Genomic DNA, 12,627 nt, shown 5'->3' with positions numbered 1-12,627 from the left:
TGCGATATCTCCTCGGGGCTGCGGTGCCCCGCGTTGACTATTTGAGGGAGTATATGGGCAAAGCTCGGGCCGGGGGTGGGGCTTACACCACCCCCGGCCCTCGCATTACCGTGTGTTCTTTGAACCAGCGCCGCGCGTGTCGTCAGCGCTGAGTCACGCGATTATTTACTTTCCAGCCGCGGAGCCAGCGTTGATGAAATCAAGGCCGGTCGTCGAGATCGGGGAGAAGTTGGTGACCTTGTCCGGGTAGTACGCGGTCAGCATCTGACGATGGAAGAGCGGGTAGAGCGGAACTTCTTCGGATACCAGATCGAAAGCCTTGTTCCATTCCTGCTGCTGGGCGTCGCCCTCAAGGGTGACGGCCTTGTCCATGTACTGGTGCAGTTCCTTGAACTTCTCGGAGCCACCCCACTGGGTGCGCTTCTTGGTCCAGGTGTTATCGCCGTACCACCAGCTGAGCAGGAGGTCGGGATCCTGACCGAAGACCGAGGGGTCGCCGGGGGCGAGGGTGACATCGAAGGTCGGGTTGTCCACGTCCAAGTTATTGGCGTAGAGCGCCGAGGAAGCCTGGGATTCGATGGTCGCGTTGATACCGACGGCCGCCAGATCGTTCTTGATCTGGGGAGCCAGCGCGGTGATCCACGGGTGATCGGTGGTCAGCAGCTTGATGTCGAGGTTCTCAACACCGGCTTCCTTGAGCAGTTCCTTGGCCTTCTCCGGGTTGTAGGTGTAGACCGTGGAAGCTTCGTGGAAGTTCGGGTGGCTCTCCGGGAGGAAGGACTTGGCGGCCTTCGCATTGCCCGAGAGGGCGTTGGAGATGAGCTTATCGGTGTCGATGGCGTAGAAGAACGCCTGGCGCACCTTGTTGTTATCGAGCGGAGCCTTCTTGGTGTTGAAGAGCAGGAAGGGCAGGTTGAAGCCCTGCACCGCGTCAATCACACCGCCGGCGCCCTTGATCAGAGCTTCGGCATCGGCCGGGGCCGCTTCGATCACGTCTACGGTGCCCTGCTGGAAGGCGGTGGTACGAGCGGTGTCGTCCTTGAGGATCTCCCACTGCATCGCTTCCGCGGTGGCCGGGAACTGGCCGTTGTAGTTCTCATTCGGGGAGAACTTGATGTGGGCGCTGGTGATCTCATCGTACTTCCACGGGCCGGTACCCACGGGCTTCGAGGTGAGCTCATCATCGCTCATCGAGGCGGGAACGATCTTGACGAGAGCCAGGCGCTCCTTAACCAGCGAGAAGGGATGCTTGAGGTTGATGGTGACAGTCTTGTCATCCTTCTTCTGCACGTTGTCAATGAAGCTGAGCATCGGCAGGTAGATATTGCCCTCAGCGGTGGACCGCTCGAAGGACTTGACCACGTCGTCTGTGGTTACCGGGGTACCATCCGAGAACTTCGCGCCATCACGCAGCGAAACTTCGTACTGGGTATCGGTCACCTTGGTGGGAGCATCTTCCTTGGCCAAGGCGCGGTAGGGCTTGTAATCGTGGTAATCCAGTTCGTACAGGCCCTCCACCACGTGCATATTCGCGCCGGTTGCCAGCGCGGACGAGGTGGACGAGGGATGGTAGTTATTGGATTCGTAGGCGGCCGCCGCGCGAATGGTGCCACCCTTTGCCGGCTGTCCCGAGGGAACTGCGGCCTTCTCGGGTGCATCTCCACCGCTCTTGCCGGTGTCAGATCCACCGCCACCGCAGCCGGACAGCGCCAGCACACCAGCGGCCAGCACGGCCGTGGCCTTGGCGCCCCACTTCATGCGTGTCATTGAAGTGTCCTCTCCTTTGAGTTCTTCCGGAAATTCACTGCCGAATTTCCGCTATTTTTTCGCGTGCGACAACCATCTTTAGCGTCGCGTACCTATGACTTTAGATTGTCTGACAACTTTGTGCAAGGCCGGCCGTTGCCTTGTGAGCAAACTGTGACCAATTTGTGATGAACCTGGAAAGCGGGAGGGGATCCGGGCGCCGGTGGCGGCGTCGTCGTGCCACCCCGCACATAACGAAAGCGCACGAAAACGGGCGTAACGTGACACAATTCAATATTCACACGCACATCTTTTGAAAACACCCATTTTCCGATACCTTAGGTGTCATGATGCCCGACGACGCGCAGTCACATGCCACGCAGGGCGCTATGCGGGCCACCGGCGGCCACACCCGTTCCGGCTCGGATCGCGCCGATTTGGTCATGGACGCTTTGAAACAGCGAATTATTGAAGAACGCCTGCAACCCGGCGCGAAGCTTCCCACCGAAGCAGAGCTGTGCCGGGAACTTGGAGTGTCACGCTCCTCGGTGCGCGAGGCGCTGTCGAAGCTGGCCGCGCTGGATATCGTCACCTCGCAGCGCGGGAAGGGCACCCAGGTGGCGAATATGTCCCTTTCCCCGCTGGTGGAGTCCTTGTTGCTGCGCTCCTCCGCGCGCGCCGGAGCGGGCACGGGCGCGGTGGAAAGCGTTGCTCAGCTGCGCGAATATCTGGATCTGGGGATGGCGGAAGGCGTGGTGCGGGCACTGTCGGGCACCCATCACGATAACCTGCACGAGATCGTGGCGCGGATGACCGAAAAAGCGCTGCGCGGGGAAAATTTCCAGCACGAAGATATTGAGTTCCACATTGCGATGACGTCCGCGCTTGATAACGAGGTGGCGCTAGAGATGGTGACGGCGCTGTGGGTGGTGCACTCTATTGCGCTGCGCGATTTAAACGACGACGTCGATGAACTTCTCCTCGAAACCGCTCAGGCGCATAAACGTATTATCCAGGCCGCCGAAGATGGCGATATTTTCGCGTATCGCGGGGCGGTCATTGACCACTACCGGCCCCTCAATATGATTATTGACCGCCACGAGGCCGCTCAGCATGCCGCGGCTTCCGAAGGAAGCACCGAAAGCGCGCTCGGGGATTCCGAGGATCCGGAGGCTCCGCCGGAGAAACTCAGCGCCGGGGACGCCGCCCAGCAGCGCGAGGCGAAACGTGCTGAGCGCGCTGCTGATATTGCCGCGCGGGCGCAGCGGGCTGCCTCCTTTGCCGATAATGCGGATCCGACATCGCGGGTTTCCGGGGTGTTGTGAGGCGATAGCACAGTAGTCACGTGATTCTGGTACCCGTACGAACGGGGCGCTCGGGTGAGCGCCTTGCCCGAATATCCACGCACTTCTCGCATTTGCTGGAATCCGACAGCTGGAACGATTTGACTGAAGCCAATAGTTCAGCCCGCCCCGACTTTGGTCGAGAGTGGGCTGGAGCTCTGTTTACGGCCGGTAGCCCCACCACAACAGGATGCAAATCTACGCACCATTTTGGCCAGATTTCTGCTCTGAGTTTGCACTACGCGACCCTGACGGTCCGGAATTTGCACTATGCTTCCCCTCCAACTTAGCGACGCGCCTTCATCACGAACAAAGTGGGCGTGAGAGCACCGTTTTCACCCGATTTCATGTTCCTTACGCCCACTTTGCTGACCGCACAGTCCGAGACGCCCATTTTGATACCTCTGCCTACCCCGTGGTCGCGGTGCGTGGCAGCCCGGACGGAACGAGTTTTCTGTCAGGGGGTGTCTCGCCAGGAAAGTCAAGGAAGCAAACTCATTGAGGTCGAAAAGCTCAATAAGGCCGACTTTTCGTTGCTGTCGCGGGGCAAACCCCGGAGATAAAACCCGTAATGGCGTGAGCCGGAATCATTGTTTCGGCATTCCCATCCCGATAGGCTTGTAGCGGAGCCCCGGTGGAGCGCTATCTGGCCATGTCAGATATTCTTACCGGGGCATTGAACTTCTTTGCGGAGCTACGTGCCGACTGCGCTGCGCCGTCGTACCGAAGCGCGGAGAAATGGACCCACCGCGGCCGCAAGGCACCCCGAAACGATGTTTCACTAGACATTATTGTCTGACAATACTTTCCAAGCGTGGAGTTACTGTGCTATTTTCGTTGTTGTCTGACAAAAGCGTCAGACGAGACGATGATGTCTGCCAGAAAGGTAACAGCACAATGTCAACTCCTCGCGCCCGGCGTGGGTGGAGTGCATTCGTGGCATTATCAGCCACGGTTGCCCTCACGGTCACGCCGTTGACAGCGTGGGCCAGCCCGGGGGAAACACCCCCGCAGCCCGAGCCTCAGGCAGCGGAAGTCCTCGAGACTGCGCAGCCGCCGGCCCTCACTGCTGACGAATTAGAATCAGGCACGTCAACTGCTCTCGCCGCGGAGAGCACGCCCGAAAACAGCGAAACGTCCACCGAAAATACCGATAGATCCGCCGAGAGCACCGCAGCTTCGGGAGCGGAAAAACCGAGTGCTTCAGAAACTTCTGCACCCGAGTACATGTCGGTTACTTTTGAGCGCACCGATAACAACGGAGACACCCTTAAAATCGGTCAAAAGATGACCTTCGCGGTGACCTACACCAATCTCACAAAGGATAAAACCTTCACCGCGTTCCCATATGCTTCGAATCTATCCGGTTTCCTCACTACCGGTCGGCCAAACTGCCGTTGGGGAAATTTGCGCCCCGGCCAAACTCAAGGCTGCACCAGCATTAGCTATACAGTGACAGCCGAAGATGCGGAGACCGGTAGCTTCACTCCCTACGTAGAATTCCGAGCTACAGCTGACACTGCCGGCAAAAAAGTACTCCAGGATGGCATCCGGAAAGAACTCAAGCCGGTAACTCTTATTAACGAGCAGGCACCGAAAGAACCGGATCCTGCCACTATTCCCACTGATCGCAAGGATATGCAAACCGTGCCTCTGGCACGAGCCGGGGATAAGCCAAATTACTGCTACCGCATTCCGGCCCTCGCCCAGGCGAATAACGGCTGGATCCTAGCGGCTTATGACGGCCGCCCGGATTCCTGCATGGACTCCCCGAACCCCAACCACATCACACTACGTATTTCCAAGGACGAGGGTAAGTCCTGGACTGAACCTAAGGAAATTTTGAAGGGCAAGGGCCATCTCAATAGCCCCGATAAATACGGCTACTCTGACCCGTCCTTCGTGGTTAATGAGAAAACCGGACGTATTTTCCTCTTCTCGGTGTTCTCCTACGATGTACGTTTCCAGGATTCCAAGCCTGGCACTGATCCTAAGGCACGCAATGTCTTGCACGCCCAAGTGTCCTACTCCGACAACAATGGTGAGAGTTGGTCAGAGCCTCGCATTATCACCAAAGACATCACTTTCGATCCGGCTATTAGTTCCCGTTTCGCTGCGTCCGGTGCGGGCATTCAGCTCAAGTACGGTCCCCATAAGGATCGTCTCATTCAGCAGTTCACCATGACGGTACCGGGACGCGGTTACGCGGCGGTGTCCGTATACTCCGATGACAACGGCGAAACTTGGAAGCCAGGTAAGCCTGTATACGGAAATATGGATGAGAATAAGGTCGTGGAGTTGTCTGACGGTACCGTTATGCTCAACTCGCGTTCCTCCGATGGGACTCTTGCCCGCAAGGTCGCTTACTCGCACGACGGAGGCGAAACCTACACTCCGATGCAGGTGGAGTGGCAGCTGCCCGATCCGCGCAACAACGCGTCCATTATCCGCGCATTCCCGGATGCCGAAGTAGGGAAGCGATCAAGCGAAGATTCTGCTCTATTCCTCCTCATCCGCACGTTCGCGTTCTAACGGCCTTATTCGTATTTCGTACGACGACGGAAAAACTTGGTCGGTAGGTAAGCAGTTCAAGAAGGGTGCCATGGCCTACTCCACGATGTGGGCACTGGATAACGGCAAGTACGGTATCTTCTTCGAGGGCGATAATAACGATATGCTCTACGCCCATTTCGGGCTGGATTGGCTGGATTCCCTCCCGATCACGAGCACCCCGGAACCCACGGTTGTTAACCGCGGGGAAGCAACTCTCAAGATGCGCGTGACGAACAAGGGCGACGCGGAGATCCCCGATCCCATTCTCACACCAGGTAAGCTTCCGCGCGGCTGGTCTGCCGAACCGGTACAAATCGGAGCGCTAGCACCGGGAGAGACTCGTCTCGTCAACATTCCTGTAACTATCGCCGATTACGCGCCTGCGACCACTGAAGCAATCGCCGTTAACTTCGTTATTAACGCACAGGGCAAGGTCGGAGTTAATGCTATGACGTTGACCCAACTCGTTAATCGCGAAGGTGAGGTTCCCGAAGCTCAGCGCTACATGTCGATTACGTTTGAACGCACCGACAAGTCCGGTGATACAGTGCGTATCGGCCAAGAACTAAACTTCAAGGTCACCTATACGAATCTCTCGGATCGCACGATTACTGCTTTCCCCTACCAGTCCAACCTGTCTAAGTTCCTTACTACGGAAAAGCCCAACTGTCGTTGGGGCGATCTGAAGGCTGGCGCCACCCAAGGTTGTTCCTCGCTCACTTACAAGGTGACCGCGGAAGATGCCAAGCGTGGCAGCTTCACACCTTACGTGGTGTTCCGCGCTACCGAGGATCGCGATGGCACGCGGGTGCTCCAGGATAATATCCGCGCCGAGCTACCCGCCATCAAGGTTCTCAATGAAGAAGTCCAAAAGGAACCGGATCCGGCCACTATCCCGACCGAACGCAAGGATATGGAAACGATTCGCCTTGCTAAGGCCGGCGATAAGGACGGTTACTGCTACCGCATCCCGGCGCTCGCGCAGGCCAATAACGGCTGGATCCTCGCAGCTTATGATGGCCGCCCCGGTTCCTGCGCCGATTCTCCTAATCCCAACCACATCACGTTGCGGGTGTCGAAGGACAACGGCAAGTCGTGGTCCGAGCCGCGCGAGGTCCTGCAGGGCAAGGGCACGATGCAGAGCCCCGATAAATACGGCTATTCGGATCCCTCCTTCGTGGTGAACGAAGAAACCGGGCGTATCTTCCTCTTCTCGGTGTTCTCCTACGATGTGCGTTTCCAGGATTCCCAGCCGGGCACCGATCCGGATAATCGGCGGGCCCTGCACGCCCAGGTCGTCTACTCGGATGACAACGGCGAGACCTGGTCGAAGCCGCGCCTCATCACCAAGGACATCACCTTCGATGAGAATATTCGCTCCCGCTTCGCGGCCTCTGGCGCTGGTATCCAGCTCAAGTACGGCCCGCACAAGGGCCGCCTCATCCAGCAGTTCACGATGACCATGCCGAACGGCAAGGGCTACGCCGCCGTCTCCGTCTACTCGGATGACAACGGCGCCACCTGGACCCCCGGCCAACCGGTCTACGGGAACATGGACGAAAACAAGGTCGTGGAGCTTTCCGACGGCACCGTCATGCTCAACTCGCGGTCCTCGGACGGCATTATGGCCCGCAAGATCGCCTTCTCGAAGGACGGCGGCCAGACCTACACCCCGATGCAGGTCGAATGGCAACTGCCCGACCCGCGCAATAACGCCTCGATTATCCGTGCGTTCCCGAACGCGCCAGAAGGCAGCGCGCAGGCGAAGATTTTGCTTTACTCCTCGTCGTCCGCGACCTCGCGTTCGAACGGCCTCGTGCGTATTTCGTACGACGACGGACGCACGTGGTCAGTGGGTAAGCAGTTCAAGCAGGGTGCTATGTCGTACTCCACGATGTGGGCTATGGATGATGGCCGGTATGGCATCTTCTACGAGGGCGATAACAACGACATGCTCTATGCCCACTTCACCCTGGATTGGCTGAACTCGCTGCCTGTTTCCGCGGTACCTGCGGAGAAGGCCAAGGTATACCGTGGCAAGTCCTCGATTCCGCTGTCGGTGACGAATATGGGTAGCGAGGATCTTGCTGGCGTGGTGGCCACCCCCGGTGAGCTGCCCGCTGGCTGGGAAGCTGAAGCTGTGGAGCTGGGCACCCTCAAGGCCGGGGAAACCCGCATCGTCCAGGTGCCGGTAACCATCGGCGCCAAGGTGCTGGCCGGTTCGGGTGATCAAACCATTCCGTTCCGTATTACCTCCGGTGACAAGGTAGCGGTCAATGGCTTCGCTGAGGTCACCCTCATCAACCGCGAATGCGAATCACGGCCGGTCTACGTGCCGGGCGTGAAGCTCGCTAATGACGTGGCGGCGGAAACTGCCCGCGAGGATAACGGCACCGATAACCTCTTCGATGGCGACCTCACTACCATCTGGCACAGCCCGTGGAGCTCCACGATCACGCTGCCCTTGGATATTGATCTGGCACTGCCCCAGGCTGAAAATATCGGCCGGGTGGATGTGCACCCGCGCAGCGCCGGTGGCGATAACGGCCGCATCCGCTCCGCAGAACTGTGGGCCGGTAAGGATGCCGCGAGCGCGGTGAAGATTGCTGAAGGTACCTTCGAGAATTCGCCGGAGCCGGCAACCTTCTTCGTGGATACTAAGGACGCCCAGTTCTTGCGCCTGCGCATTACCGGCACCTACGGGACCCGGCCGAACTCGCTGGCCTCCGCCGCGGAAATCGCGGTGTACAAGATGACCGAGGTTTCCGATACCTGCGTGGAGCCGAGCCCCGAACCCGAGCCGACGCCAGGTACCGAAGATCCGACGCCGGGTACCGAAGATCCGACGCCGGGTACTCCCGATCCGAGCCCCGCGCCGCAGCCGACACCCGATCCGACTCCGGCACCGACTCCCACTCCGGAGCCGACACCGGACCCGAGCGAGCCCGCGATTCCCGAATCAAACGGCAATGCCAACTACCTTTCGAACTCGTGGACATCCACAGTTGCTGACCTCGTCTTCTCCTATGGGCGCAGCAGCGACGAAGTCCTCGTGGGCGATTGGACCGGTGACGGCCGCAAGTCCGTTGCCGTACGCCGCGGTAACCAGTTCTTCGTGAAGAATTCCCTGGGCGGCGGCAATGCCGATACCGTATTCTCCTACGGTAAGGCCGGCGATAAGGTCGCGGTAGGCGACTGGGATGGCGACGGCAAGACCACCTTCGCGGTCATCCGCGGCAACAAGGTGTTCGTGAAGAACTCGCTGACCAGCGGCAATGCCGATAGCGTCATCGCTTACGGCAAGGCCAGCGATACCCTCATCTCCGGTGACTGGGACGGCGACGGCATCGCGACCTTCGCGGCCGTGCGCGGCAACCAGTTCTTCGTGAAGAACTCCCTGGAATCCGGAAACGCAGACGCGGTCTTTAGCTTCGGCCGCGTAGGCGATGAGGTTATCGTGGGTGATTGGGATGGTGACGGCGTAGACACCGTTGGGGTGCGCCGCGGCAACATCATCTACACCGCCGACGCGCAGGGCAATACCGTGATGAGCGTTGCCTACGGCAAGCCCGGCGATAAGCTCATCATCGGCGACTGGGACGGCGACGGCATCGACACGCCTGGCGTGCGGCGCTAAACAAATCCCGTCTCGCTCAGCACAACACCTCGCGCCGAGAAGCACCTCACGGCGCGATGGGTGAGACAAATACCGGGGCCGGGGGGGGGGGGGTTTTTAACCCCCCCCCCCCCCCCCGGGGGGGGGGGCGCCCCCCGCCCCCCCCCCCCCCCCCCCAGCGAGCCGAGCCCGCCGGATAGTTCTGGTTTCCTGCGATCCGGCAGCGTTGGCCCGTGATGTGGCCGCGATGGTGGAGTCCGGGCGAAGCGTGGAATCCATGCGCGCCGTCGACCTCTTCCCCAATACCCACCACTTCGAAGTGGTGACAGCGCTGCGCTAAGAGCGCACCGCTGCGGCAATCCAGGCCGCGGTATTTTCCACCTGCCAGGGGCGCGCCCCCAGCTCGGCCAGCGCATCACCAATGGCGGGGCCGGTGCGCGCCACCCTGCGGCGCAAAAGGCGCGCCAGCTCACGCTGCACGGCCGGTTTGAGAAGTACATCGTGGCGGATTCCCAGCTCCGCTGCGCGTTCCTGAACCGCGCTGCGCACGTGGTCAAGTAGATGCGGGATTCCACGTTCGGCGCGCCGGGAGGGGCGGGCCGGGGCGGGTTCGGGAAGTTCAGAGCTCGGCAGTGCCCAGGCCTGGGCCACCGCCTGCCACAGTGCCGGCGCCAAATACTGTTTGCCCCCGCTGCGCAGTGGCCGCGCGGTACGCACATCGGCCAGGGAGCGCGGGCGGCGCCGTGCCAGGGCCGCGATATCGGCGCGGGAAAGTACCAGATCCGGGGCGGTATCGGTGGTTTGCGCGATGCGATCCCGGGCCTGCCACAGGGCCCGCACCAAGGCGAGATCGCGCCGGGAAGAAAAATCTTGGCGATGGGTGGCGCGCCGCCACGGTTCTGCGGGAGCGGCTTTAGGAGGCCGGGTGCGGATCTCTTCAAATTCTTGGGCCGCCCACTCCAGGCGCCCGGCCCGCTCCAGGCGCTCGAGTTGCACGTGGCGCAGGGGAGCGAGCAATTCCACGTCGAGCGCGGCATAAGAACGCAGCTCATCGGCGAGCGGGCGCTCTGACCAATCCGCTTGCGAATGTTCTTTGGCGAGGAGCAATCCTAAATTTTCCGCGAGTTGGGCCTGGAGGGAAATACGTTCATCGCCCAAGAGCAACGCGGCTACTTCGGTATCAAAAAGTTTGCCCGGTCCCGGGCGTAAACCCAGGTCTGCCAGGGAGGGCAAGTCCTGATCGGCAGCGTGCAAAATCCACACGGCATCGCCAAGAATCGCGGCCAGCTCCGGGTAGTACTCCTCATTTCCTACCGGATCGCATAGCAGTGTTCCCGAGCCCTCGCGGCGCAGTTGAATTAGGTAGGCCCGGGCTGAATAACGGATTCCCATGGCACGCTCCACATCCACCGCCACGGGGCCGCTGCCGCGCCGCAACCGTGCGAGTGCGGGGCGATAGGCGGGACCGGTGGTGAGCGGCGGGATACCTTCGCGCGGGGTATCCACATGGACCAGGGTGGGATCTTCGCTCCAGCGAATAGAAGAAGACGTCATAACCTCACAACTGCATCAGACTAGGGGCCGCGGTTAATACTAGCGGGCCTGCGCAGGCGCGGGGTTGCCACGCGCAGGAGTGCCACCTCCTAGCGGGATCGCACCTAGCGAGCTGGCAGCGCCGTCGTTCCTTCCGGAGCTAGGCCGCAGGCCAGCGCAATAAAATCCGTCCAGGCGCGCACGTGATGATAAAGATCGGGGCTGTTCGGCGTCCAGGAGGCTCGTAATTCCACTTCGGTCAGGGAGGAGGAGAGTTCCAGCCCGCCGAAGGTTTCATTGTACATGCGAGTCACGGTACCGACCAGGTGGTGGTAGTCAGCGCCGTGCGCATCCAAAGTATCGGCAAGCCACGCCCAGGCTACTTCGCCGAGGAGCGGATCGCCGGCCATTGCCGCATCCATCGGCGCCCCCATATGGCATACGATCCGGAAAGTTCCGTGCCAGGCTTCCTGGCCGGCCGGGTCGTGCAGCACGACGAAGCGGGCTCCGCCGCGGTAGTTATCCGGTTCCATCGCTGTCGAATCGTTAATCTCAGCTTGAAGCGCAACGGCCCACGGGGCGATGCGCTTGGGAGGCGGTATCTGCACGATGTGCAGCTCGGGACGAAACTCGTGCCCGCGCAGGCTATCAAGCGCGGTGAGAAAGTCCTCGGGTGCATGAATCTGAGACACGCTAGTTACCGTAATGCGCCGGTGCACGGGTTTTAGCCAGGCGCGCCGCGCGGGTAGGATGGCGGCATGTCTACACTCTCGCTGTCGCGGATCGATGACACCACCTACCTGGACCTGGCTGCCGGCCACGGCTTGCCCCTTGAGCAGTTACCCGCTTGGGACCGCTACGAGGATGCTCTGCCCGGCCACGCACCTTTCGGGCGTTTCCTGTGGCGTGATAGCGCAGGTGCGCCGCGTGCTCTTATTTCTCTCACCCGGATGGAAGGGCGCGGTTTTACTTACCTGTGGGCGAAAAAGGGCCCGGTCTGGTTGGGGGAACGGCCCACGGCCGGCGAAGAACTGGAGTTTCGGACCGCGCTGGCGCAGCTGGTGCGGCGTGCTGATCGCGGTCTCGCTTTTATGAGGATTCACGCCTGGCACCGGGCTCCGGATCTGCACGAATTACTGCAGACGGTTACCTATGATCGCACCGTTGTGGTCGACGTCGCACGCCCGGATGCGGAGATCCGGGCGAGTTTCTCCAAGTCGGGGCGTCGTCAGGCACGTAAAGCCGAGGCAGAAGGCCTGGAATTTTGTGACGAAACGGAGCGGGCCCGGGAGGTTTTCCCGGAGCTGTACGCCATCCTCACCGAAACAGCTACCCGTGATGATTTCGGGGCGGCACCTATGAGCCAGTACGTGACGATGCTGGAATCTCTGGGCCCGGATCACGCCCGGTTATTCGTGGCGCGCGCGGAGGGCCGGGCACTAGCTTGGCAGATTGTGCTCGCCACCGATGATCTTGGGGAGGCCTATTACGGGGCGACCAACGCGGAGGCCCGCCAGCGCCACGCTTCTATGTTCATGGATATGCATACGATGACGTGGCTGCGGGAAACCGGGCGGAAATCTTATGATCTTATGGGGGTGCATTCGGAGCGCGCCCCGCAACTGGAAGGCGTGACCGGATACAAACAAAAGTTTGCCGCGGATTTCACCGAGGTGGCCGGGGCCTGGGATGTTCCGCTGCGCCCGCGCTACTACCGGGCACTCAAGTTCGCCCTGCACGCGAAGCGCGCCGTCGCGCGCACGGTGCGTGCCGCGCGCGAACGTCTGGGGCGCAGCAGGTAGGCAAAGCTTCCTTAGCGCGAGTCGCGTTTCGGGA

7 protein-coding genes are annotated in these 12,627 nt (G+C 60.6%); 4 read left to right on the top strand and 3 right to left on the bottom strand.

Annotated elements, in window-relative coordinates; genetic code table 11:
* Positions 1 to 165 precede the first annotated feature (165 nt).
* A complete protein-coding gene (locus ACTFPK_RS08460) occupies positions 166 to 1,767 on the bottom strand; it encodes an ABC transporter substrate-binding protein (RefSeq protein WP_126135891.1) in 1,602 nt (533 codons plus the stop codon).
* A gap of 326 nt (positions 1,768 to 2,093) precedes the next feature.
* On the opposite strand from ACTFPK_RS08460, the gene ACTFPK_RS08455 reads away from it, so the two are divergent.
* The 3 genes from ACTFPK_RS08455 (at position 2,094) to ACTFPK_RS08445 (ending at position 9,279) form a co-directional block, all read left to right on the top strand.
* Entirely contained in the window at positions 2,094 to 3,071 is a 978-nt protein-coding gene (locus ACTFPK_RS08455) for a FadR/GntR family transcriptional regulator (RefSeq protein WP_284906634.1), read from the top strand.
* A 954-nt stretch (positions 3,072 to 4,025) separates the two neighbouring features.
* Positions 4,026 to 5,621 (top strand): sialidase family protein, encoded by a 1,596-nt coding sequence (locus tag ACTFPK_RS08450; RefSeq protein ID WP_439911431.1) that lies wholly within the window; start codon positions 4,026 to 4,028, stop codon positions 5,619 to 5,621.
* Positions 5,622 to 5,691: 70 nt separating this feature from the next.
* Positions 5,692 to 9,279, top strand: coding sequence for an exo-alpha-sialidase (locus tag ACTFPK_RS08445; RefSeq protein WP_439911430.1), 3,588 nt, complete (start codon positions 5,692 to 5,694; stop codon positions 9,277 to 9,279).
* Positions 9,280 to 9,594: 315 nt separating this feature from the next.
* Here ACTFPK_RS08445 and ACTFPK_RS08440 read toward each other — a convergent pair whose 3' ends face one another.
* Positions 9,595 to 10,812, bottom strand: a complete 1,218-nt coding sequence (locus ACTFPK_RS08440; protein WP_439911429.1) for an HRDC domain-containing protein — start codon at positions 10,810 to 10,812, stop codon at positions 9,595 to 9,597.
* Positions 10,813 to 10,916: 104 nt separating this feature from the next.
* The gene (locus tag ACTFPK_RS08435; RefSeq protein ID WP_439911428.1) at positions 10,917 to 11,483 is read right to left on the bottom strand and encodes a DUF3000 domain-containing protein; all 567 of its coding nucleotides are present in this window, start codon (positions 11,481 to 11,483) and stop codon (positions 10,917 to 10,919) included.
* Positions 11,484 to 11,549: 66 nt separating this feature from the next.
* Between ACTFPK_RS08435 and ACTFPK_RS08430 the strand changes: the two genes are divergently transcribed.
* Complete coding sequence (locus tag ACTFPK_RS08430) at positions 11,550 to 12,593, top strand: lipid II:glycine glycyltransferase FemX (protein ID WP_439911427.1); 1,044 nt, start codon at positions 11,550 to 11,552, stop codon at positions 12,591 to 12,593.
* Positions 12,594 to 12,627 lie beyond the last annotated feature (34 nt).

It is taken from the genome of Actinotignum sp. UMB0459 (assembly GCF_051905915.1).
GTDB classification, from domain to species: Bacteria; Actinomycetota; Actinomycetes; order Actinomycetales; family Actinomycetaceae; genus Actinotignum; species Actinotignum sanguinis.
Note: the sequence above shows the minus strand (reverse complement) of the source record. Positions and strands in the feature narration are given on the sequence as shown.